Source organism: Micromonospora sp. CPCC 205561 (assembly GCF_036906775.1).
GTDB lineage: Bacteria > Actinomycetota > Actinomycetes > Mycobacteriales > Micromonosporaceae > Micromonospora.
In genome coordinates, this window is sequence record NZ_JBAKHV010000013.1 from 1 (window position 1) to 23,438 (window position 23,438).

The 23,438-nt window shown below is 74.1% G+C and carries 19 protein-coding genes and 1 pseudogene; 12 read left to right on the forward strand and 8 right to left on the reverse strand.

Translation table 11 applies throughout. From position 1 onward, the window contains the following. The 4 genes and pseudogenes from V6V16_RS10000 to V6V16_RS10015 form a co-directional block, all read left to right on the forward strand. Positions 1 to 345: pseudogene (locus V6V16_RS10000) on the forward strand (hypothetical protein); the annotation flags it as partial. Next, complete coding sequence (locus V6V16_RS10005) at positions 338 to 1,573, forward strand: CbiQ family ECF transporter T component (protein WP_334561593.1); 1,236 nt, start codon at positions 338 to 340, stop codon at positions 1,571 to 1,573. The pseudogene V6V16_RS10000 and the gene V6V16_RS10005, both read left to right, overlap by 8 nt. Continuing rightward, the gene (locus tag V6V16_RS10010; RefSeq protein WP_334561594.1) at positions 1,570 to 3,201 is read left to right on the forward strand and encodes an ABC transporter ATP-binding protein; all 1,632 of its coding nucleotides are present in this window, start codon (positions 1,570 to 1,572) and stop codon (positions 3,199 to 3,201) included. The genes V6V16_RS10005 and V6V16_RS10010 overlap by 4 nt, the downstream gene beginning before the upstream one ends. Beyond that, positions 3,198 to 4,100, forward strand: a complete 903-nt coding sequence (locus V6V16_RS10015; protein WP_334561596.1) for an ECF transporter S component — start codon at positions 3,198 to 3,200, stop codon at positions 4,098 to 4,100. Before V6V16_RS10010 ends, V6V16_RS10015 begins: the two co-directional genes overlap by 4 nt. On the opposite strand, the gene V6V16_RS10020 is transcribed toward V6V16_RS10015, so the two are convergent. Beyond that, entirely contained in the window at positions 4,032 to 4,418 is a 387-nt protein-coding gene (locus V6V16_RS10020; protein ID WP_334561597.1) for a hypothetical protein, read from the reverse strand. The two genes, V6V16_RS10015 and V6V16_RS10020, sit on opposite strands and share 69 nt — an antisense overlap. Before the next feature lie 196 nt (positions 4,419 to 4,614). Here V6V16_RS10020 and V6V16_RS10025 point away from each other — a divergent pair, with 196 nt between their 5' ends. From V6V16_RS10025 to V6V16_RS10045, 5 genes are all read left to right on the forward strand, one after another. Next, the gene (locus tag V6V16_RS10025) at positions 4,615 to 5,544 is read left to right on the forward strand and encodes a DUF817 domain-containing protein (protein ID WP_334561599.1); all 930 of its coding nucleotides are present in this window, start codon (positions 4,615 to 4,617) and stop codon (positions 5,542 to 5,544) included. 202 nt (positions 5,545 to 5,746) lie between these two features. Then, positions 5,747 to 6,163 (forward strand): SgcJ/EcaC family oxidoreductase, encoded by a 417-nt coding sequence (locus V6V16_RS10030; protein WP_334561600.1) that lies wholly within the window; start codon positions 5,747 to 5,749, stop codon positions 6,161 to 6,163. 277 nt (positions 6,164 to 6,440) lie between these two features. After that, complete coding sequence (locus tag V6V16_RS10035) at positions 6,441 to 7,508, forward strand: glucose-1-phosphate thymidylyltransferase (protein WP_334561601.1); 1,068 nt, start codon at positions 6,441 to 6,443, stop codon at positions 7,506 to 7,508. 512 nt (positions 7,509 to 8,020) lie between these two features. After that, positions 8,021 to 8,875, forward strand: a complete 855-nt coding sequence (locus V6V16_RS10040) for an AraC family transcriptional regulator (protein ID WP_334561602.1) — start codon at positions 8,021 to 8,023, stop codon at positions 8,873 to 8,875. 149 nt (positions 8,876 to 9,024) lie between these two features. Then, positions 9,025 to 9,732: a MerR family transcriptional regulator gene (locus V6V16_RS10045; RefSeq protein ID WP_334561603.1), complete on the forward strand. Its 708-nt coding sequence runs from the start codon at positions 9,025 to 9,027 to the stop codon at positions 9,730 to 9,732. 79 nt (positions 9,733 to 9,811) lie between these two features. Here the strand turns inward: V6V16_RS10045 and rfbB are convergent, their stop codons facing one another. Then, positions 9,812 to 10,801 carry a dTDP-glucose 4,6-dehydratase gene (rfbB, locus tag V6V16_RS10050; RefSeq protein ID WP_334561604.1) on the reverse strand — a complete coding sequence of 330 codons (990 nt, stop codon included), beginning with the start codon at positions 10,799 to 10,801 and terminating at the stop codon, positions 9,812 to 9,814. Between the two features lie 546 nt (positions 10,802 to 11,347). On the opposite strand from rfbB, the gene V6V16_RS10055 reads away from it, so the two are divergent. From V6V16_RS10055 to V6V16_RS10065, 3 genes are all read left to right on the forward strand, one after another. Next, positions 11,348 to 11,581 carry a hypothetical protein gene (locus V6V16_RS10055; protein ID WP_334561605.1) on the forward strand — a complete coding sequence of 78 codons (234 nt, stop codon included), beginning with the start codon at positions 11,348 to 11,350 and terminating at the stop codon, positions 11,579 to 11,581. A gap of 25 nt (positions 11,582 to 11,606) precedes the next feature. After that, positions 11,607 to 12,983, forward strand: a complete 1,377-nt coding sequence (locus V6V16_RS10060; protein WP_334561606.1) for an FAD-dependent oxidoreductase — start codon at positions 11,607 to 11,609, stop codon at positions 12,981 to 12,983. Between the two features lie 766 nt (positions 12,984 to 13,749). Then, a complete protein-coding gene (locus tag V6V16_RS10065) occupies positions 13,750 to 14,454 on the forward strand; it encodes a helix-turn-helix transcriptional regulator (protein ID WP_334561608.1) in 705 nt (234 codons plus the stop codon). 268 nt (positions 14,455 to 14,722) lie between these two features. On the opposite strand, the gene V6V16_RS10070 is transcribed toward V6V16_RS10065, so the two are convergent. From V6V16_RS10070 to V6V16_RS10095, 6 genes are all read right to left on the reverse strand, one after another. Next, positions 14,723 to 15,904 carry an acyl-CoA dehydrogenase gene (locus V6V16_RS10070; RefSeq protein ID WP_334561610.1) on the reverse strand — a complete coding sequence of 394 codons (1,182 nt, stop codon included), beginning with the start codon at positions 15,902 to 15,904 and terminating at the stop codon, positions 14,723 to 14,725. Between the two features lie 142 nt (positions 15,905 to 16,046). Further along, on the reverse strand, positions 16,047 to 17,582 hold the full coding sequence (locus V6V16_RS10075) for an amino acid adenylation domain-containing protein (RefSeq protein ID WP_334561611.1): 1,536 nt from the start codon (positions 17,580 to 17,582) through the stop codon (positions 16,047 to 16,049). Positions 17,583 to 17,897: 315 nt separating this feature from the next. Further along, a complete protein-coding gene (locus V6V16_RS10080) occupies positions 17,898 to 19,427 on the reverse strand; it encodes a 4-hydroxyphenylacetate 3-hydroxylase family protein (RefSeq protein ID WP_334561612.1) in 1,530 nt (509 codons plus the stop codon). Continuing rightward, entirely contained in the window at positions 19,424 to 20,647 is a 1,224-nt protein-coding gene (locus V6V16_RS10085; RefSeq protein ID WP_334561613.1) for an acyl-CoA dehydrogenase family protein, read from the reverse strand. Before V6V16_RS10085 ends, V6V16_RS10080 begins: the two co-directional genes overlap by 4 nt. A 395-nt stretch (positions 20,648 to 21,042) precedes the next feature. Further along, a complete protein-coding gene (locus V6V16_RS10090) occupies positions 21,043 to 23,241 on the reverse strand; it encodes a molybdopterin-dependent oxidoreductase (protein WP_334561614.1) in 2,199 nt (732 codons plus the stop codon). Further along, entirely contained in the window at positions 23,241 to 23,435 is a 195-nt protein-coding gene (locus V6V16_RS10095; protein ID WP_334561615.1) for a hypothetical protein, read from the reverse strand. Before V6V16_RS10095 ends, V6V16_RS10090 begins: the two co-directional genes overlap by 1 nt. Positions 23,436 to 23,438 lie beyond the last annotated feature (3 nt).

Sequence of the window (23,438 nt, forward strand, 5' to 3'; positions counted from 1 at the left end):
GGGCCGGCCGCACCGCCACCGCCGCCCGCCGGCGGCGGGCCGGGCGCGGCGGACCCGACGGTGGGCGTCCCCGGCTCCACCCACCCCGCCGGTACGCCCGCGACGACCGGCCCGGTTCCGACGCCGGGCGCGGTCACCGTGGTGCCGACGCCCACCGCCGTCACCGCCGCCCCGCCGCCGGAGGGCCCCGCCGACGAACCGGTGGTGACCGAGGTCGCCGCGTCCCGCGACGGCGGCGGCGGTCTCCCGCTGGGCACGCTCGCCGGGGTGCTGCTGCTGGCCGCGCTCGCCGCCGGTGGCCTCGTCGCCGCCCGGCGACGGCGGGGCGTCGACGCGGATGGCTGACCGGGCGGCCGCGGTGGCGGTCGCGCGGCGGACCGGGGCGGCCGGGGCGCCCGACCCGCGGCGGTCGCGGCGAACGGCGGCGCGACTGCCCCGGGGGCTGCACCCGGGAGCCTGGTGGATCTGGGCCCTCGGCCTGGCCACGGCGGCCAGCCACACCTCGAATCCGCTGCCGCTGGCGTTGCTGGTCGCCGTCGCCGCGCTGGTGGTGGTCCGCCGGCGCGGCGACGCCCCCTGGGCGCTGGCCTTCCGCATGTACCTGCTGCTCGGTGTGGTGATCGTGGCGATGCGGGTGGTGTTCCGGATCGTCTTCGGCGGCGGGCAGGGCGAACACGTGCTGCTCCGGCTGCCGGAGATCCCGCTGCCGGCGTGGGCGGCGGGCATCCGGTTGTTCGGGCCGGTCGCCGCCGAGCAGCTCCTCGGCGGCTTCTACGACGGGCTGCGGCTGGCGACGATGCTGGTCTGCCTCGGCGCCGCGAACGCCCTGGCCAACCCGAAACGGCTGCTCAAGGCCGTACCGGGGGCGTTGTACGCGGTCGGCACGGCGGTGGTGGTGGCGCTGTCGGTGGCCCCGCAGCTGGTGGAGAGCGTCCTGCGGGTCCGGCGGGCCCGGCGGCTGCGCGGCGCGCCCCGGCGAGGGCTGCGCGGGCTGCGGGCCGTCGCGCTGCCGGTGCTGGCAGACGCGCTGGACCGTTCCCTGGCGCTCGCGGCGGCCATGGACTCGCGTGGCTACGGACGTACGGCGGCGTTGCCGGCCGGCCGGCGTGCCGTCACCGGCGTCCTGGTCCTCGGTGGCCTGGTCGGCGTCTGCGTCGGCACGTACGGGCTGCTCGACGCCGCGTCCCCCGGCTACCTGGGCCTGCCCATGCTCGTCGGCGGGCTGGGCACCGCGGTGGCCGGGATGCTGCTGGCCGGCCGTCAGGTGCGGCGCAGCCGCTACCGGCCCGACCGCTGGCGCCCGGCCGAGCTGCTCGTGGCCGGTTGCGGGGCCGGCGCCGCCGCGCTGACGGCGTTGGCCGGCGCGGCCGACCCGGAGCTGCTCTATCCCCCGGTCAGCCCGCTCACCTGGCCGCAGCTGACCCCGCTGGTGCTGCTCGCCGTGGCGGTGGCGGCCGCGCCGGCCTGGCTGGCGCCGCCGCCGGTGACCCGTACGCCGGTCACCGGTCCGCCGCCCGCGCCGGCGGGCGGCCCCGGCACGGTGTCGACCGGCGTGACGGGAGGTCGCAGGTGATCGAGTTCGACCGGGTGACGGTCCGCTACCCCGAGGGGGGCGTGCCGCCGCTGCGGGACGTGTCGTTCCGCGTGGAGGAGGGGGAACTCTGCCTGGTGGCCGGCCGCACCGGAGCCGGCAAGTCCACCCTGCTGCGGGCGGTCAACGGGCTGGTGCCGCACTTCACCGGCGGCACCCTGCACGGCACGGTCACGGTGGACGGCCGCGACACCCGCCGGCATCCGCCGCGCGACCTCGCCGACGTCGTCGGGGTGGTCGGGCAGGACCCGCTGGCCGGCTTCGTCACCGACACCGTGGAGGAGGAGCTGGCCTACGGGATGGAGCAGCTGGCCCTGCCCGCGGCGGTCATGCGCAAGCGCGTCGAGGAGACCCTGGACCTGCTCGGCATCGCGGAGCTGCGCGACCGGCCGCTGCGGACGCTCTCCGGGGGGCAGCAGCAGCGGGTCGCGATCGGGGCGGTGCTCACCAGCCATCCCCGGGTGCTGGTGCTCGACGAGCCCACCTCCGCGCTGGACCCCACCGCCGCCGAGGACGTGCTCGCCGCCGTCACCCGGCTGGTGCACGACCTCGGGGTGACCGTGCTGCTCGCCGAGCACCGCCTGGAACGCGTCGTGCAGTACGCCGACCGCATGCTGTACCTGCCCGGCGACGGCCGGTTGGTCGACGGGGCGCCGGCGGCGGTGCTGGCCGCTGCCGACATCGCCCCGCCCCTCGTCGAGCTGGGCCGCCTCGCCGGCTGGACGCCGCTCCCGCTGTCGGTACGCGACGCCCGCCGCCGGGCGGCCGAGCTGCGGGCCCGGCTCGCCGGCGCGACCCCGCCGGCGGCCGCCTCGGTCGCGGACGACGCGCCGGTGCTCACCGCCCGCGGAATCGTGGTGCGCTACCCCGGGACGGTCGCGGTGGCCGGGATGGACGTCGACCTGCACCGCGGCCGGGTCGTGGCGCTGATGGGACGCAACGGCTCCGGCAAGTCCAGCCTGCTCTGGGCGGTGCAGGGCAGCGGCGCAAGGCACGGCGGCACCGTCGCCGTGGCCGGTGCGGCGGGCGCCGTGGACCCGAAGGCCCTGCCGGCGGGCACGGCCCGCCGGCACGTCGGCCTGGTGCCGCAGACCCCCGGGGACCTGCTCTACCTGGAGACGGTGGACGCCGAGTGCGCCCAGGCCGACGCAGAGACCGGCGCGCCGGGTGGCACCTGCCGGACCCTGCTGGACCGGCTCACGCCCGGCCTGCCCGGCGAGCGGCACCCGCGCGACCTCTCCGAGGGGCAGCGACTGGCGCTCGCGCTCGCCGTCCAGCTCACCGCCGCCCCGCCCGTGGTCCTGCTCGACGAGCCCACCCGCGGCCTGGACTACCAGGCCAAGCGGCAGTTCGCCGCCGTCGTGCGCGCCCTGGCCGCCGCCGGCCGGGCCGTGGTGCTCGCCACGCACGACGTGGAGCTGGTCGCGACGCTGGCCGACCGGGTGGTCGTCATGGCCGAGGGGGAGATCGTGGCCGACGGCACCACGGCGGAGGTCATGCTCGCCTCGCCGGCCTTCGCCCCGCAGGTCGCCAAGGTGCTTGCCCCGGCGCCGTGGCTGACCGTGGAGCAGGTCGCGGCGGCGCTGGAGCGGGTCGGGGGGCCGGCGTGAGCGTGCTGCGCGTCGCTCCCCGCACCGCCGCCGTGCTGGTCCTCGCCTCGGCCGCCGCGCTGGCCACCTTCACCTGGCCCTTCTTCGTGCCCGCCCACCCGGATACGACGGCCCGCACCGGCGAGGCGCCGCTGGTCCTCGTCGTCATGCTGCCGGTGCTGGTGGCGCTCGTCCTGGCCGAACTCAGCTCGGGCGGCATCGACAGCAAGGCGCTGGCGATGCTCGGCGTGCTCGCCGCGGTCAACGCCGCGCTGCGCCCCCTCGGGGCCGGTACCGCCGGCATCGAGACCGTGTTCTTCCTGCTCGTGCTGGCCGGCCGGGTCTTCGGACCCGGCTTCGGCTTCCTGCTCGGCTCGACGTCGCTGTTCGCCTCCGCCCTGCTCACCGCCGGCGTCGGGCCGTGGCTGCCGTTCCAGATGCTGGCCGCCTCCTGGATCGGCCTCGGCGCCGGTCTGCTGCCGGCGAGGCTGCGCGGCCGGGCCGAGATCGCCGTCCTGGCCGGGTACGGCGTTCTCGCCGCCTACGGCTACGGCCTGCTGATGAACCTGTGGTTCTGGCCCTTCAGCACCGGCGCGGAGACCCAGCTCTCCTACGTCGCCGGCGCGCCGGTGCTGGAGAACCTGCACCGCTTCGCCGTCTTCACCGCCGTCACCTCGACGTTCGGCTGGGACACCGGACGCGCGGTCACCACCGCCGTGGCGATCGTCCTCGCCGGCCCGGCGGTGCTTGTCGCGCTGCGGCGGGCCGCCCGCCGGGCCGCGTTCGGCGCACCGGTCGCCTTCGCCGCCCCCGACGCCGGGGCCCCGGCGGGGCCGGCGGACGGTCGGGCGTCAGCGGAGGTGGGCGGCGCGGCGGCGCCGGCCGAGCGCGGCCAGGGCCGCCCCGGCGGCGACCAGTAGCGTCGCCACGGCCAGCAGCACGCCCACGGTGGGGCCGGGCCCGGTGACCGGCAACGGTTGCTTCGACGGCGTGGGGTCCGGGGAGGGCTGCCCGGTCGGCTCGGCCGACGGCTGGGGCGTCGGGCTGCCGGACGGGGACGCCGGCAGCACCTCGAAGGTGACCCTGGTCGAGCCGTCTGGCGCGGCCGGCGAGACCGCCGCGAACGGCACGGGAGAGCCGGCCGCGGGTGCCGGACCCGCCGTCAGCGGGACGACCGCGACCAGGGCGGCGGACCACCAGCCGAGCATCGCCCGGGCGTTGCGCCTTCCGAGCACCATCACGACCTCCATCCGGGCGTACGCGGCCGGCCACGTGGATCGGCCCGTCGGCGCGGCCACGGGTGTCGCGCGCCGCGGCGACCCACAGCGGGTCGCTCGACATTGTGAGGTTAATCCGTTATGACGGAATGCGTAGGGTTCTCGGCACTGTCGGCCGGAACGCGTACCGCCGCGCCGACGCGATACCGTCGCTGCGATGCAGACGCCGCCCGGACGAGCCAGCCTGACGAGCACCGAACGCGCGATCGACACGCGCTTCCGCGCCGCCCTGGCACGGCTGCCCCGGCACGGACCGGGGCGCTGGCTGACCGAGTTCACGGTCTTCGGGCTGAAGCAGGCCTGGGCGTGCGTCTTCGGCGGGGCGATGCTGGCGGTCATCCTCGCGGCGCGTCTCTGGTACCCGGAGGGCGCGGCCCTGGCCCGCAACGACCTCCTGACCGTCGCCGCCGTCGCCATCCAGGTCGCCATGGTGGCCGGGCGCCTGGAGACCCTGCGCGAACTGCGGGTCGTGGTGCTGTTCCACCTCGTCGGCACGGCCATGGAGCTGTTCAAGACCCACGTCGGGTCGTGGTCCTACCCGGCCGACGGCGTCCTGCGGCTCGGGGCGGTGCCCCTCTTCAGCGGCTTCATGTACGCGGCGGTCGGCTCCTACATGGTCCGGGTCAACCGGTTGTTCGACCTGCGCTTCGCGCGCTACCCGAGACGCTGGGTGACGGCCCTCGTGGCGGCGGCCATCTACGCCAACTTCTTCGCCAACCACTACCTCCCCGACGCCCGGTGGCTGCTCGTCACCGTCGTCGCACTCGTGTTCGGCCGCTGCGTGATGCACTTCCGGGTGTTCCGGTCGCGGCTGCGCATGCCGCTGCTGCTGGCCTTCCTCCTCGTCGCCTTCTTCATCTGGCTCGCGGAGAACATCGCCACCTGGTCGCAGGCCTGGCTCTACCCGAGTCAGCTGGGCGGCTGGCACCCGGTCTCACCGGCGAAGCTCGGGTCCTGGTTCCTTCTCATGATCATTTCGGTGGTGCTGGTCACCTGGGTCTCGCCGCCGCTGCCGCCGGACGGCCCGCGGCCGGCCGCGGCCACGCGACGGGCCCGCAGCACCTCGGGCGGGAGGGGCGGCGGCTGACGCCGGCGGCGGCCAGGCCGTCGACCGGCACCGAGGAACACCCCCGTCACGTCCACGTCGACTCCGCCGGACGACTGCTTTTCGCGTCTGTCGAACGCCCCGCCGTGCGCCTGCGGCGGCTGACCGCAATCAGCGAGATGCACCGGGCGAACCGGTGGCGAAACGATAAGGTCACAGCCGCACCACACGGAAGGACACGACGATGCTGGATATCGACGCGGTACTCGCCGACGAGACCGCCGCCGCAATCCGGGCGGTGCCCGGGCGCATCGTGCAGGCCTGGGCCGACAACGACGCGGCCGCGTTCGCCGCCATGTTCACCTCGGACGGCACGCTCATCCTGCCCGGAATCTTCCTCCAGGGGCGGGAGGAGATCCAGGGTTTCATGACCCAGGCGTACGCCGGGCCGTACAAGGGCACCAACGTGACGGGCAACCCGATCGCGGTGAAGCACCTCAGCGAGGGGGTGGCACTGATCATCACCCAGGGTGGCGTGCTCGCGCCGGGCGAGACCGAGCCGGCTCCCGAGCGGGCCATCCGGGCCACCTGGACGCTGGCCAAGCAGGGCCGGGACTGGCTCATCACCGCCTACCAGAACACGCCGCTCCAGGCGTCCTGACGTCCGTGCCGGTGCGCGCGGCGACCTCCGCCGTACCGGCCTCACGGAGGGCGGCGTCCGCGCCCCGCCGGCGTACGGCCGACCCCGGCGGCGACCGCGACCGCTCGTGGCCCGCGGCCCGTGCCTCGCCATCGCGACGCCGGGCCGCGCGTCGCTGTCCGCCCTCAGCGGTCCGAGCACCCGGAGCCGGCGCGGTGCTCCGTTCCCGCCACCCCGGCCCGGGGACCGCGGCGTCCGCATCGCCACGTCGTGGCACTCGGCGAAGGAGACCGACATCATGAAGGCCCTGGTGCTCTCGGGCGGTACGGGCACCCGCCTGCGACCGCTCAGCTACTCGATGCCCAAGCAGCTCATCCCCGTCGCCGGCAAGCCCGTCCTGGAGCACGTGCTCGGCAACATCCGGCAGCTGGGCGTCGAAGAGGTCGGGATCGTGGTCGGCGAGAGCGGGCCGGCGATCGCCGACGTGATCGGCGACGGCGGCCGGCTCGGCCTGCGGGTGATCTACCTGGAGCAGGACCAGCCGTTGGGGCTGGCCCACTGCGTACGGCTGGCCCGCGACTTCCTCGGCGACGAGGACTTCGTCATGTACCTCGGCGACAACGTGCTCCCCGACGGCATCCGGGACGTCGCGGCCGACTTCCGCCGGCGCGGCCCGGCCGCGCACGTCGTCCTGCAGAAGGTGGCCGACCCCCGGGCGTTCGGGGTCGCCGAGCTGGACACCACCGGCCGGGTACGACGCGTCGTGGAGAAGCCGCAGCAGCCGCCGAGCGACCTGGCGCTGATCGGGGTCTACTTCTTCACCGCCGCGATCCACCGTGCTGCCGCGGCCGTACGCCCCTCCGCCCGCGGCGAGCTGGAGATCACCGACGCGATCCAGTGGCTCATCAGCCACGACTTCGAGGTCCGGGCGAGCGAGTACGCCGGCTACTGGAAGGACACCGGTCGGATCGAGGACGTCCTGGACTGCAACCGCCGGCTCCTCGGCGACCTGCGGCGCGAGGTCGCCGGCGAGGTCGACGCCGCCAGCCGGCTGACCGGCCAGGTGGTGATCTGCCCGGGCGCGCGGGTGGTCCGGTCGAGGATCGACGGACCGGCGATCATCGGCGCCGGCACCCTGGTGGAGGAGAGCCACGTCGGTCCGGGCACGGCCGTCGGCCGCGACTGTGTGCTGCGCGACACCCGGCTGGAGGACTCCGTCGTGCTGGACGGCGCCACCATCGCGGGGCTCCCGGGCCTGCACGGCTCGTTCGTGGGGCGCTCGGCGGTCGTGACCCCGCGTCGCGGGGAGAACTCGTGCCACCGACTGATCGTCGGGGACCACACCCGCCTGGAGATCGCCGGCTGAGGACGCCGAGGCGGGCGCCGTGGCGGATCGACGTCGCACGGCCCGGGACAGGAGACGGCGCAGCGCCGGGTGAGCCCGGCGCGCGCGCCACCGCCCCCCGGACGACGGCCCGGCCGAACGGGGAAACGGGCGCGCCACCGGCCGGGAAGGCGGTGCTCCCGCGTACCTCACGGAGCCGCCTGGAAAGTGGGACGCGCCGCTATCCGCATTGGCGGTGGGAATGATCCGCTCAATCAAAACCACTGCTCAAGGCCACCCCCACTTCACGATTGCGCTCCGTGATCCAACGGTGATCGTCAGTATTGTCAGCTGCTCAGGGGTCCGCTAGCCTCGACCGGAAGCATGGCGACCGACATGTACCGGCAGAACTCGTAAAGCACGCGGTGCGCTCGCCACGAAATCGCGCCCGCCGCCAGCGAGACCGCCGGACGAACCGACAGCAATTCCTCGCGCAATTATCCGAACATGTCGGACCAAAGGTTCGCCATAACCGTTTCAAGGGGGGAGGCATCATGGAGGAATCGACCAGGCGGGCCGTGCACCGCGCGATCACCGCCATGCGCGAGAATCTCGGCGAGCAACTCACGGTCGACGACATGGCCAGGGTTGCCATGTTCAGCAAGTTCCACTTCACGAGGATCTTCCAGCGGGCCACCGGGATCCCCCCGGGCCGCTTCCTCTCCGCGCTGCGCCTGCAACGCGCCAAGCACCTGCTGGTCTCGACGACGCTCAACGTCGCCGACATCAGCTTCCGGGTGGGCTACAACAGCGTCGGGACGTTCAGCTCGCGGTTCACCCGCAGCATCGGCATGTCACCGACGACCTACCGCCGACGGGCCGGGTTCGCCCCGCACATACCCACCGCCGCCGGCCCGGGCCACGCGGCGCCGTCGACCGCCCGGGTGCACGGCCGGTTCTCCACGCGCGCCGGCGCACCCGTCGGCCCGGTCTTCGTCGGGCTCTTTCCCGACCGCATCCCCGAGGGACGACCGGTGCGCTGCGCCGTCCTGTCGCACGGCGGCGGGTACGAGTTCGAAGCCGTGCCACCCGGCACCTGGCACCTGCTGGCCCAGGCGGTCAGCGGCGGCGCCGACGGAGCGGGCTCGCCCACCGACGCGACGAACCGGGGCGTCGTGGTGGCGTCACACGGCCCGCTGACCGTGCGCCGGGACTCCGACATCCGGCTGGACCTGTACTTCCAGCCCATCCGCGACATCGACCCTCCGGTCCTGCTCGCGCTCCTCGACAGCCGCAAGCTGGCGATGTCGCGGGTGGCCGCCGAGGCGCAGCCAACCGGCGCGCTCGCCACGGTCCCGGCCCGGAACGCGCTCAACCAGCTGTGCGAGTCGGGACGTTCGGCGGCCTGACCCGCCGGGGCTGTCGTCCACCTCGGCCGACCGCCGTCCGCAGCCGACCCGGGACCCTCGCGCCACGAGCGGGCGGTCGCCACCGGGCCGGGAGGGCCCCGTCACGGGCCTTCGGGACGGTGCCGTGTACCAGTTGGGGACCGTACTGGATGCGCATCTCAGACCTCAGTAGACGCACGGGGGTGCCCGTCGCGACGATCAAGTTCTACCTCCGGGAGGGACTACTCCCGCCGGGCAGGCCGACCGGCCGCAACCAGGCGCAGTACGACGAGACGCACGTCCGCCGGCTGCTGCTCATCCGGGCCCTGACCGGGATCGGGCAGCTCGACCTGTCGACCGTCCTGGAACTGCTCTCGGTCATCGAGGACGACCGGGTCCCGCTGCCCGCGCTGTACGAGGCGACCAACCGGGCGATCCACCCCGATCCCGGCGGCGCGAAGGTGGTCGACGACGTGTCGACGGCGCGTTCGGAGGTCGACCGGTTCGTCGACGGCCTGGGCTGGCACGTGGAGTCCGACGCACCGGGTCGGAACCGGCTGGCCCAGGTGCTGGTGGCGCTGGGGGAGCTGGGCTGCGGCTGCGGCGTCGACTTCTTCCAGCCGTACGCGTTGCTGGCGGAGCAGTTCGCGGACCGGGAGTTGAGCATGCTGCCGCGGCACGGCGGCGGCGTGGAGCGGGCCGCGGCGGTCGCCCGGACCGTGCTGCTGGACGTGGCGCTCTCCGCGCTGCGCGGCATGGCGCAGGAGCACCTGGTGACCCGGCGGTTCGGCGACCTCGCGCGGGAGGGGGGCGCCGGCGGCCCGCGCCGCCCCGGCCAGTGCCCGGCCGACGGCGGCCCGACGGCCGACGGCGACTGACCGGGCGACCGGGCCGCGACGCGCCGCCGCCCGGCACGACGCCGGGGACGGTGATCGCCGGGGACCTCCCCCGAACCGCTCAGCGCAGCACCTCGGCGCGGTCGCGCAGCGGCTCCCACCAGTCCCGGCGCGCACGGTACCACTCGACCGTGGCGGCCAGGCCGTGCTCGAACCCGATGTGGGGCTTGAAGCCGAGCTCGGTCTCGATCTTCCGCGTGTCGACGGAGTACCGGCGGTCGTGGCCCCTGCGGTCCTCGACGTGGCGGATCCGGTCCGGGCCGGCGCCACAGGCGGTCAGCAACCGCTCGGCGAGCTGCCGGTTGGTCAGTTCCGTGCCGCCGCCGACGTTGTAGACCTCGCCCGGCCGCCCGCCGGCGAGGACGGCGGCGACCGCACGGCAGTGGTCGTCGACGTGCAGCCAGTCCCGAACGTGCCGGCCGTCGCCGTAGAGCGGCAGGGTGCCGCCCTCCATCAGCCGGATGATGAACAGCGGGACGACCTTCTCCGGAAACTGGTACGGCCCGTAGTTGTTGGAGCACCGGGTGACCAGCGTCGGCAGCTCGTGCGTGCGGTGGTAGGCGCGCACCAACAGCTCCGCCGCGGCCTTGGTCGCGGCGTACGGCGAGTTGGGCTCCAGCGCGCAGCCCTCGTCCCACGACCCGTGGGCTATCGACCCGTAGACCTCGTCCGTCGAGACGTGCAGGAACCGGCCCAGCCGGTGCCGCACCGCCGCGTCCAGCAGCACCTGGGTGCCGTGCACGTTGGTCCGCACGAACGCGGCGGCCTCGTTGATGGAACGGTCCACGTGCGTCTCGCCGGCGAAGTGCACCACGGCGTCGTGGGCGCCCATCAGCTCGTCGACCAGGCCCTCGTCGCAGATGTCGCCGAGGACGAAGCGCAGCCGCGGGTCGTCCGCGACGGGGTCGAGGTTGGCCGTCACGCCGGAGTAGGTGAGCTTGTCGAGCACCGTGACGCGGCCGGCGGGCAGCGTGGGATAGGCACCGCCGAGGAGCCGGCGCACGAAGTTCGAGCCGATGAAGCCGGCGCCGCCGGTGACCAGGAGTCTCATCGCGCCGACCCTGTCCGCCCGGCACGGCGGGCCCCGCGCCGACGTAGGCCGCACGCCCGGACGCTTCCCGGCAGCGCCGTCCGGCCGCCCGGGTGGGACGCGGCGGTACGGCGGCCTCCCGCGCGGTCGTCCGTGCCGCGGGGGCCGGTTCCCACCGGGCCGCGAAGCTCCACGAGAACCTCCGACAAGAGGGAGCCGATCCGATGATTTCGAGCGTGGTTCGCGCTCTCGGACGCCCGTGCTCCGCAATTGCCGGCGCCGACGACAGCGACGCCGACAATACCCGGCGGCGTTTTCGGTGACCCGTCGACGCGCGGTCGACTCCGCCGTACGGCAGGCCGAATCACCTGACCGGGACCGCCGCCGACGACACCGACCGGACGGCGCGACGGCCGGCCCGCCGCCCGGGCGACACCCCCGGCATCGATTTCCGCCACGCTATATGTATTGATGCATATCGCTCAAATACCGGCCGCGCGGCGTGCGCCGCCAAGACGGCAAGCGTGGAGATGTCCGTCCGCCCGGGTGGCTGCCACGCTCATGTCCATGAGCGAACCCGAGGGCAGGAAGGCAGTTGTCGACGGCGACGGCAGCGGCATCGGGCTGATGGTCGAGACATTCCGCGACCGGGTCCCGCCGGTCCGGTCCGACGGACCGACCGGCGGCTCGGAGCCGGTGCCGTTCCTGCCGTCCCCCAGGCCCGCGCACGTGACCGGGCAGGAGCTCGTGGTCGACGGCGGTCCGCTCGGTTCCGTTCCGCTCGCCCCCATGCCCAACTGAGCACCGCGAGGAAGGTCGACCAACGATGAGTGAGAGAGCACGCCGGGCGCTGGTCCTCGGTGGCAGCTACGGCGGACTTTTCGCCGCGCGGGTGCTGTCCGAGCAGTACGACGAGGTCCTGATCGTGGACCGGGACCGCCTGGTCGGCGAGACCGGGCCGCGGCGCGGCCGACCGCAGGGCCGGCAGATCAACGCCATGCACGTACGCGGACTCCAGGTGACCGAGGAACTCTTCCCCGGGTTCATCAAGGAGCTGGTCGCCGACGGCTGCCCCACCGGCGACTACGCCGGCTCGGTGCGCTGGTTCTTCAACGGCCAGCCGCTGCGGCGCGAGGACATCGGCTACACCGCCGTGCCGGCGACCGCGCCGCTGATGGAGCGGCACCTGCGGGAGCGGGTCGAGCAGCTGCCGGAGGTGCGGTTCGTCGAACGCTGCGACATCGTGGACCTGGTCACCACCGACGACCGCACGCGGGTCACCGGGGCGCGGGTGCGCCACCTGGAGGGCGACGGCGGCGAGGAGGTCATCGAGGCCGACCTGGTGGTCGACGCCACCGGGCGGGGCTCGCGGACCCCCGCGATGCTGGAGAAGTTCGGCTACCCCCGGGTGCCCGAGGACCGCATCAAGATCAACCTTGGCTACGTCACCCAGCACTACGAGATGGACGACGACCCGTGGGAGGGCGACCTCGCCTTCATCCCGGTGGCCTTCCCGGACTCCCCGCGCGGCGCGATCTTCACCCAGACCGACCACGGCAAGGTGGAGCTGACCGTCTACGGCCTGCTCGGCGACCACCCGCCGACCGACCAGGAGGGCTTCTACGGCTTCGTCAAGTCGCTCTCCGTGCCGGACATCCACGAGGCGCTGCGCGGCGCCCGGCCCATCGACGAGCCCGTGGCCTTCCACTACCCGGTCACCCTGCGTCGGCGGTACGAGCGGATGTCCCGCCTGCCGGCCGGCCTGGTCGTCACCGGTGACGCGGTGACCAGCTTCAACCCGGTGTACGCACAGGGCATGACGGTGGCCGCGCTGTCGGCCCTGACGCTGCGCCGGCACCTGCGCCGGGACGCGGAGCCGGATCCCGCGGCGTACTTCCGGGACCTGGCCCGCAACGTCATCGACGCGCCGTGGGACATGACGACCACCGTCGACCTCGGCTTCCCCGGCGTGCCGGGGCACCGCCCCCTGAAGGTCCGGTTCCTACAGCGCTACCTCGCCCTGGTGCAGGCGGCGGCGACCCAGGACGCGAAGGTGACCACCGCGTACATGCGCGCCGCCGGGATGGTCGACCAGCCGCAGGCCCTGATGCGGCCCGCGACCCTGCTGCGGGTGCTCGTGGGCGCGCTGCGGCACCGCACCGGCGGCCAGGCCCGACAGCCGGCACTCGTGCGCCAGCGCTGAACGCCCGACGCCCGCGCGCCGGCGGAGGCCTGATCGCGCGGCGGCCCGGGGCGGCCCTGCCGTCCGCCGCCGCGCGATCCCCGGCCGGGGCCAAGACCCCCGAGACAGGCCAACCGGCAGGCCGTGCCGCCCCCGGCGCCCGACGGCGGCACACGGACGGACCGGGTCACCCGGACGGGCGTACGAATCGAGCCGCCCGCCCGGCCATTCGTAGCCGTCTACCCCGATTGGACGCGGCGGGGCTCCGGCAGAGATGGCCGTTTTCTCTCGGGCGGAGCCCGCTCGGCCGAAATCCGCGCCCGTCCGGCCGACCCGGCACCGCACCGGGACCGCCACCTCGACGGCCCTCAATAGGTGGTCCAGCCGGCCATCGAATGGACGCGCCAACCGCCGCGGAATCGACGACAAATCCGGCCGGCGACGGCGAATAACGCCTGGTACCGCCGATGCCACGCGCGGCGCAACCAAATCTGACGCTTTCCCAGCGCCACCGCGCGGCAGGCAGCGATTGCTCCTCTGGTGTCCGGTTGATGCGGGTTGAGGCCACCACTCTCCGCATTATCGGAGAACGCGCCGGCGGTCCGTCATGGTATCGCCGCCGTCACCACGCGCATTGACCACCGGCCCTCCCCCTGACTACTCTCTCATTGCTGCGGCACCTGGATGCCCACTCCGCCGACCTCGGCGTCCCGGCGCTCGTCCTTTAACGGGGGAGAATCGCATGCACCTGAGCGTGCAGGAATCTGTGGAAAGAGTCATCGACGCGATGGTTGCTAATCCCTCCGAGGAATTGAGCGTCGAGGACATGGCCCGCATCGCGCTGCTCAGCAAGTTTCACTTCACCCGCGTCTTCCAGCGATTCACCGGCATTTCGCCGGCGCGTTTCCTGTCGGCCGTGCGGCTCCAGGCGGCGAAGCGGCTGCTGACCAGCACCGACCTGACGGTCGCCGACATCAGCGTCCGTGTCGGCTACAACAGCGTCGGCACCTTCAGCACCCGGTTCACCAGGAGCGTCGGGCTCTCCCCGACCGCCTTCCGCCGGCTCGGCGGTCTCGCCCCGGTGATGTTCACCCGCCCCCGCCCGACGCTGGCCAACACCATCACCGGCACGGTCCGCGGCACCGCCCCCCGCGGGCCGATCTTCATGGGCGTCTTCCCGCACCGCATCCCCGAGGGCACGCCGGTCAACTGCACCGTCCTCGACGAGCCGGGGCCCTACCGCTTCACCGGCATCCCCAACGGCACCTGGCACGTCCTCTGTCACGCGGTGTCGGGGCACCCGCTGGAGCTGAGGCACGAGGACGTGGCGGTCGCCACCGCCGGGCCGATCACGGTGTACGGCAACCGCACCTACCGGCTCGACCCGCAGCTGTTGCCGGTCTCCAAGCTCGACCCGCCGGTCCTGATCGCGCTGCTCGACAGCCGGGAGGGCTCGCTGCGGCGCGCCCGGGAGCGGGCCCTGGCCCGCTGAACTGCCGGTCCGGCGCCGAGGGGCGCGGTCGGAGGTGTCCGCACGGCGGAGGGGCGGGTGCGGCGGTGAGCCTCCCCCACAGGTGAGAGGCGCCGTCACGGCCCACGTCCGCCGCCCACGCGAACGCCCCCCGAACGGGGAGGACAGGGCCCTTGGCAAGCCCTGTCCTCCCCGTTCGGGGGGCACCGCGCGGGTCGGCGCGCGAGCCGCGCGGTGCCCGCTGCGAGCAGCTTCGGCGGCGCTCGGTGGACGACGGCCGGGGAGCAGGTCAGATGTACTGGGTGTTCGGGGGCAGGCCGCAGGCCAGCCGCCCGTAGAGCTCGAAGTTGGTGTCCGGGTGCATGATGGCGTGCAGGTTCAGTGCCTTGATGTCGCGCTCGATGCGCTGGATCGGCACGTCGTTGTACAGGGAGGTGCCGCCGCTGGCGCCGGCCAGCACGTCGGCCGCCTCCTTGGCCCGCAGGCAGACGGCGCCGAGGTCCAGTCGGGCCCGGGCGCGCTCCTCCAGGGTCCAGGCGTCGCCGCTGGCCGCCTTCGAGTCGATGCTGTCGGCGGTACGCATGACGTGGAACCGCGCCTCGTCCACCCGCACGGTCGCGTCCGCCACCTGAAGGTGGGTCAGCGGCGCGGCGCTCTGCTCCGCGTAGTCGGTGTAGGTGATCTTGCGGCCGGGCAGCCGCTCCAGGAACGCGTCCCTGGCGCCCTCCGCCAGGCCGTACGCGACCGCGCCGACCGTGGTGCAGGCGATCGGCATGAACGGCGAACGCCACATCGGCGAGCCCGGGTCCTGCTGGAGCGGGTGCGCACCGACGATCACCGGGCCCATCGGCAGCACCCGCTGCGCCGGCACGAAGACGTTCTCGGCGACGGTCGTGACGCTGCCGGAGCCGCGCATCCCGACGGTGTGCCAGTCGTCGACGACCTGCAGGTCGCTCATCGGGATCAGCACCATGACCGGCTCGTACTGCCCGTCGGGGGTGGGCCGGACGGCGGCGTTGACGTTCCAGGCGCTCTGCTGGGCGCCGGTGTTGAACGCCCACTTGCCGTTGAGGTGGTAACCGCCGTCGGTGGGCACCGCCACGGCGCTCGGGCTGAGGATGCCGCTGATCCGCACGTCCGGATCCTCGAAGACCTCGTCGCGCACCGAGTCCGGGAAGAGTCCCGTCATCCAGCTGCTGATCAGCCACACCGCCGCGGTCCAGCCGGCCGAGCCGTCGCCGCGCGCGAGCTCGGCCACCACCTCGGTGACCGTACGCATGTCCGACTCGTAGCCGCCGTGGCGCAGCGGCACCCGCATGCGCAGCAGGCCGGAGCCGGAGAGCGCGGCGAGGGTCTCGTCGGTGAGCTGCCGGCGCTCCTCCGACGCCTGCGCGTTGGCGCGCAGCAGGTTGCCGAGCTCGGTGGCGCGGCCCACCAGCTCGGTGCGCGACGGCGTGGTGACTGTCTCCATCGATCCTCCTCAGGGCAGCACGGCAGAGGACCCGCAACCCGCCGGGCCATCGCTTCTCGTGCGTGGGATTGCCGGCGGTTCCACACCGGCCTGCGTGTCGACTCTGGCAGCTGGGCCGGAGACGACGCATCTTCCGCAATGCTCAGCCCCGGGCCGGGCGCGCCGGCGCCTGACCGAGCTCGGCCAGGCGGCGGGTGTCCACCTTGCCGGTCTCGTTACGGGGCAGCGCCCCCGGTATGACCCGGAAGGTCATCGGCAGCAGCACGTGGCCGAACCGCCGCCGCACGTGCGCCCGCCACTGCGAGGCGGACGGCTCCTCGCGGGGCACGACGTACGCGACCAGCCCGGTGACGATGCCGTCGGCGCCGGCGACCGCCTGCACCGCGCACTCGGCGACCGAGTGGTGCCCGAGCAGCGCCGCCTCCACCTCGGCCAGTTCGAGCCGGTGCCCCTGGATCTTCACCTGCTGGTCGCGGCGGCCGCGGAACTCCAGCAGCCCGTCGGGCCGGCGCAGGCCGAGGTCGCCGGTGCGGTACCAGGGTCCCGGGCCATGACCCGGCACGGCCCGGAACGCCGGGTGGTCGCGGCCGGTGCCGAGGTAGCCGGGGGTCACGTACGGGCTGCGGACGACCAGCTCACCCACCTCGCCGGGCGGGCACTCCCGATCGAGTTCGTCGAGCAGCAACACCTCCCTGCCGGGGATGGGCCGCCCGATGGGGACCGGCCCCGAGCCGGTCCGCGCGATCCGGTGCCAGGTCGCGGCCACCGTCTCGGTCGGTCCGTAGAGGTTCACCAGCTCCAGCTCCGGGGCCGCCGCGTGCAGGCCCCGGACCAGGTCCTCGGGGACGGCCTCGCCCATCAGCAGCAGCCGCCGCAGCGTCAGCGGCGGCCGGGACGCGCCGGCGCTCTCCCGCAGCAGCTCACGGGCGAAGCTGGGCACGGTCTGCAGGACGTCGATCCGCTCCGCCGCCAGCCAGTCGAGCAGCCGGCCGGGGTGCACACGGACCGCCTCCGGCACCGGGCAGAGCTGCGCACCGGCCACCAGCGTCGCGAACGTCTCACACAGCGCCGGGTCGTGCTCCGGGGCCACCCACTGCGCCACCCGTACGCCCGGGGCGAGCCCGAACTCGGCGGCGAACCAGGTGCTGAACTGGGTCAGCGCGGCGTGCGTGTGCGGCACCCCCTTCGGCCGGCCGGTGGAGCCGGAGGTGTGCGCGACGTACGCCCACCCGTCCGCCGGGACGGCCGCCTCGGCCGGGTCGGCGTCCGGCAGGGCGGTCACATCCAGCAGCGGCGCGCCGGTGCGCTCGGCGTACCAGGCGACGAGTTCGTCGTCGGTGCCCCCGGTCAGCACCGCCGCCGGGCGTACGTCGTCGAGGATCGCCCGGCCGCGCTCGCCGGCCGCGGCGGTGCCGGACCAGACCAGATGGGCGCCGGCGCGCAGCACGCCGAGCAGGGCCGCGTAGCGGTCGGGGCCCGCGGGCACCCGTACGGCGACGGGCCGGCCGGCGAGCCCGTGCAGGGCGGCGGCGATCCGGGCGGCCCGCCGGTCGAGGTCGCGGGCGGTGACCGGGCCGGTGCTCCAGCACACGGCGGTGGCCTCCGGGGCCAGCTCGGCGCGGTGCCGGACGAGGACGTGCACCGGGGCGCCGGGCGGGGGCGGGCTGGCGGCGGTCATGGCGGAAACCTCCACTGGGGACGGACTCTGAAGAAGTCTGGTCCGCGTGCACCGGGCCGGTCCTCTTCACGCGTGCGGCCCCTGCCGCAACGGGCACGCCGCGAGTTGCCGGGCGCGGGCACCAGGCGGTCGCCGGGGCCGACCGGGCCCAGCGCCCGGCCGCGCCGGTGCTCGTCGGCCACGTCGACCAGCCCCACCGTCGTCGGCCGCTCGGCGCCGGCGGAGCAGGCGGAGCAGGCGGAGCAGGCGGCCGCGTGGGCCGCCGTCGCCGGTGCTCCTGGCCGCCGTGCCGAGGCGGATCTGGAGGCGTCGCGGTCAGCCCTGGTGCAGCGTGGCGGTCCGGGAGCGCTCCGGTGACCACAGGTCCCCCACCGTCCAGCCGTCCAGGTCGTACTCGCTGAGGCACTGCTCGGCGAAGGCCTTGTAGGCGGCGATCTGCCCGGACGCGGTCTGGGCGTGCAGCAGCTCGACCCGGGTGTTCTCGTGATTGCCGGCGTAGTTGCGCTCGTAGAGCTCGTGCCGACCGCCGAACTCGGTGCCGGTGGCGTCCCAGAGCAGCTTCATCACCTTGACCCGCTGCTCGGCCGTGGAACCGTCCGAGCCACGCAGGAACCGGTCGAGGTAGGGCCGGATCTCGGGGTTGCGGAAGTCCTCCACGCCGGAGTTCACGTAGATCAGCCCGCTGGCCACGTCCTGTTGGATTATCTCCTTGACCCGCGGGTAGCCGATCTGCATGAACCACCGGTAGGCCATGCCGTACTGCGGGTTGGGCAGCAGCGCGCCGTTCTTCCAGGCCACCGGATTGCGGGCGGCGGCGTCCGAGAGGCCCCAGAAGAGGTTCCGCCAGGCGAGCACCTCACCGACCCGGCTCTGCACCCCGCGGAAGTCCTTGGTGCCGGTCAGTTCGAGGGCCCTGACCAGCAGCCCGGCGATGAATTCGAGCTTGACGGCCAGCCGGGTGCAGCCGTGGAACGTGAACCGCTCGGCGAAACCGGACTGGCCGGCGAACATCTGCACCTTGCCGAGGTCGCCGTAGACGAAGACGTTCTCCCACGGCACCAGGACCTTGTCCAGGATGAGGATGGTGTCGTTCTCGTCGAGGCGCGACGAGAGCGGGTAGTCGAACGGGCTGCCCATCGCCGCGGCGGTCGCGCCGTAGGACGGCCGGCAGATCAGCTTCACCCCGGCCGCGCCCATCGGCACGGTGGCGATCAGTGCGAACTCCTTCTTGCGGATGGGCAGGCCGAAGTGCGCGATGAAGTTGTAGTGGCTCAGCGCCGATCCGGTGGCCACCACCTTCGCCCCGCTGACGATCAGCCCGGCGTCGGTCTCGCGTTCCACCCGGATGTAGACGTCCGCGACCTGGTCCGGGGCGCGGTTGCGGTCGACCGGCGGGTGCACGATGGCGTGGTTCCAGAAGAGCACCTTCTCCTGCGACTCGCGGTACCAGCGCTCCGCGTTGTCGCTGTAGGGGGCGTAGAAGTCGGCGTTGGCACCGAGGGTGCCCAGGAACGACGCCTTGTAGTCGGGGCTGCGCCCCATCCAGCCGTAGCTCATCCGGGCCCAGGCCGCGATCGCCCGCTGGTCGGCGACCATGTCCTCGACCGTGTGCGGGGTGCGGTAGAACGGATGCGTGAATCCGCCCGAGCCGGTGTCGGTGGGCGCCGTCAGCACCTCGCGGTTCGCCGGGTCGTGCAGCGCGTCGTAGAGCCGGGCGGTCATCCGGACGGGGTTGCGGAAGGCCGGGTGCGTGGTGACGTCCTTGACCCGCTCGCCGTAGAGGAGGACCTCCCGGTCGTCGCGCAGGCTCTCGACGTACTCGTCGCCGGTCAGCGGGCCGGTCACCGCGCTCCCCCTCCGAGACGCGCCTGGGTGAACAGCCGCGGGATCGCCGTGGTCATCGCCACGGCGAAGGCGTTGTGGGTGTGCATGGTGGACAGGTCCCGCCAGACCCGTTCGAGCCGTGTACCGGCGCGGATGGCGGCGCTGCCGGCGGTCGGCTGGAGGATCTCCTCGACCGCGCGCCAGCAGAGCTGGGCCGCCTCCCGGCAGATCAGCGCGAGCCGCAGGTCCTCCTCCAGGGTGAACTCCTCGGCGGGCCGGGCGCACAGCTCGTGCCAGCGGCGGGCCGCGGCGAAGACGGTGGTCTCGGCGGTGTCGATCAGGCCGCTGGCCCGGCCGTACCAGAGCTGGTAGTCGGGGTCCTGCACGCGCGCCGGGAACGGCGGGAACATCGTCTTCTGGGAGAACATCAGCTCGGTGTACGCGTCGAGCGCACCCTGCGCCATGCCGAGCGCGATGACCGCACCCTCCAGGCCCATCGAGCTGCCCGGCGCGCCGCCGTACTGGGCGTTCTCGTGCAGGTCACGCCCGGGCGTGCCACCGGTCACCGAGACCTCGCCGAGGTGCACCCCGAGGCGGCCGAAGTACTCCGGGATGCGCGCCCCGCTCATCCGGATGCTTTGCGAGCCGCTGCCCTTGAGGCCGAGCTGGCCGCCCCAGTCGTCGAGCATCTCCCACCGGTCGCGCGGCGCGACGAAGAGCAGCGGCTGCGGCGGGCCGCCGTCACCGTCGTCGACCAGCGCGTGGCCGATCAGGTGGGTGGCGTACGGCGCCCCGGAGCAGTACCGCCAGGTGCCGTCGAGGATCCAGCCGCCGTCCGGGTCGCGACGTGCCGTGCCGCCCGGGGCGATCGGGGCTGGCGCGATGAAGTCGCCGCCGGCGAACATGTCGGCCTGCGCCTGTTCGTCGAAGAGCGTGCCGGCGACCAGCGAGTGCGCCGCGCCGAGGCAGTACATCCAGCCGGTCGACGGACAGGCACGGGTGAGGATCTGGGCGATCCGCAGGAACACCTCGAAGTCGAACTCGTAGCCGCCGAAGCGCTTCGGCACCGTGACGCGGTAGAAGCCGGCGTCCCGGAACGCCCGGTGGGTGTCCTCGGCGTAGTAGGTTCGGTCCTCGGTCTCCTGCTGCCGGGCGATCAGCTCCGGCGCCATGGCGGTGGCCCGCTCGATCAGCGTGGCCGGGGTGATCCCCAGGTCAACGGCGTTCGCGGTGAGGGTCATGGGAAGAGCGTCCCATCGGCCCGAGCGGCCACACATCTCCTGCGATGCTCAACGGCGGCCCTCGTCCGGCCCCCGTCCCACCCCCGCACCGGGCGCGCCACGGCCACCGTGCCCACGGGGCCGTCGGTGGGTCGGCGCGGCCCGGCACCGGGGTCGGCGGCAGGGCCGTGACCGAATTCGGCGGTGCCGCGGGGCGACGCCCCCGGTACCGACCTCGTACTCCCGGTGGCGCGGGAGACCGGCCGGCTGCGCACCGCTCAGGACGGCGAGGGGTCGGGGCCCGTAGCCCGGCGCCGGTGCGTCGAGCGCCAGGCTGCCCGGGACGGCCCACCGCCGGGCCGCGTGCGCGGCCCGGCGGTGGGAGGCCCGAGGGTCTCGACGAACACGACGGGGGCTCATCCCACCGGTTGCCGGCCTCCGTCCGGAGCCGGCGCCACGGTGACCGGTACCCCGTTGAAGACGGCGTTGCCCGACGGCACGTCCAGCATCCCGCCGGTCAACTCGTTGGCGTTCACGCCGGCGTGCGCGGCGGCCACCCGCTGCGGCGTCCCGCCGTGCCCCCAGCCGTGCGGCAGGCTCACCACACCGGGCATGATCGTGTCGGTCGGCTCCAGCTCGACGACCAGTTCGCCGGAGGCCGAGCTGACCCGGGCCCGGTCGCCCAGGCCGAGCCGGGCCACGTCCTCCGGATGGATCTGCAGGGTGCAGCGGTTGCTGCCGCCGACCAGCCTCGGCACGTTGTGCATCCAGCTGTTGTTGGAACGCAGGTGCCGGCGGCCGATCAGCACCATCGGCGCCGGCGGACGTTCCATCGCCGCGCGCAGCCGGGCGGTGTCGTCGCCCAGCGGCTCGGGTGCCAGTTCGACCCGACCGGACGGGGTGCGCACGATCTCGGTCAGCCGGGGCTCGAGCGGCCCCAGGTCGATGCCGTTGGGCTGCTTCAGCAGCGCGGCCCGGTCGAGCCCGTACGGGCCCATCCGCAGCATCGCGTCGAGCAGCAGGTCCGGGCCGTCCTCGCCGTTGAGGCCGGCGCGCAGGGCGGCCGGATCGGCACCGGTCAGGGGCGTGCCGGGGATGGTGACCGCCGCACCGAGCATCGCCGAGAGCATCTGCTCGGGCAGGGCGGACGGGTCGGCCTCCGCGCCCAGGCCCATGGCGATCAGCGTCAGTCGCTCCAGGATCTCCGCCTCGGAGCGCTGCCCCGGCTCCAGCGGCAGCACCGCCGGGGAGTAGCGGGCGTAGTTGCGCACCTGGATGGTCGAGATGAGGAAGTCGTAGTGCGGCATCTGCAGGATCCGCGGCGGCGGCAGGATCACGTTCGCGTGCCGGGTGGTCTCGTTGACGTACGGGTCCACGGCGACCATGAAGTCGAGGCCGGCCAGCGCCTTGTCGAGGCGCCCGCCGTCGGGGGTGGAGAGCACCGGGTTGCCCGCGACGGTGACCAGGGCCCTGATCCGACCCGCCCCCGGCTGCTCGATCTCGTCGACCATGGTGGCCGCCGGGAACTCGCCGAGCGTCTCCGGCAGCCCGCGTACCCGGCTGTGCCAGCGGCCGGAGACGAACGGCTCGGGGCTCTTGTGCACCTCGGCCGTGGCGGGCCGGGCGAACATCACCCCGCCCGGCCGGTCGAAGTTCCCGGTCAGCACGTTCAGCACGTCGACCAGCCACTGCGCGAGCGTGCCGAACTCGGCGGTGCAGGTGCCGATCCGGGCGTACACGGCCGCCGTCGGGGCGGCGGCCAGCTGCCGCGCCAACCGGCGGACGACCGCCGCCTCGACACCGCAGAACGCCGCCACCGCCTCGGGGGTGAACGGGGCCGCCAGCTCCCGCAGCCGGGCCAGGCCGGCGACCGGCACGCCGATCGAGGTGAGCCCCTCCGCCAGCAGCGTGTGCACCATCGCGAACAGCAGCGCCGGGTCGCTGCCGGGGCGGACGAAGACGTGCTCGTCGGCGAGTTCGGCCGTACGGGTGCGGCGCGGATCGATCACGACGACCCGGCCGCCGCGGCGGCGCAGCTCCGCGAGCCGGCCCGCGAAGTCGGGCGCGACGCAGAGCGACCCGTTGGAGACGGCCGGGTTGGCGCCGATGATCAGCAGGTGCTCGGTCCGGTCGAGGTCGGGCACCGCCACCGCCCACGGATCGCCCATCATGAGGCCGCACGCGACGTGCTTGGGCATCTGGTCCACGGTGCTCGCGGAGAAGATGTTGCGGGTGCCCAGCGCCTGGCCCAGCGGCCCGCGGTAGAGGATCCCGGCCATCGTGTGGAAGGTGGGGTTGCCGAAGTAGAGCGCCAGCGCCTCGCGGCCGTGCTCGGCGACGACCCTTTCGATGCCCCGGGCCACCTCGGCGAAGGCCTCGTCCCAGTCGACGGCACGCCAGGAGTCCCCGTCGCGGACCACCGGGCCGGGGAGCCGGTCCGGATCCTCGTCCAGGCGGCCGATGCTGGCCCCCTTCGGGCAGAGGTAGCCCCGCGAGAACGGGTCGTCGGCGTCGCCGGTGACGGAGGTGACGCGGTCGTCGGCGTCGAGGGTGAGGCGCAGCCCGCAGGAGGTCTCGCAGAGCGGGCAGGTGCGGTACGCCGTCCGGGTGCCCATCACGGCCTGCCGACCGGCGCGTCGGGGGCGGCGCCGGGCGCCTCGTCCGGGTCGGGCGCCCGCAGCGCGGGCCGCCCCGGGGCGAGCACCGGCCGGGTGCCCGCGCCCCGCGCGCGGTACGCCTCGGCGCGCGGGGCCTCGCGCCGCCCGACGACGTCCGCCGGCGCCTGCTGGACTTCCGGGATGACGGTCATGTC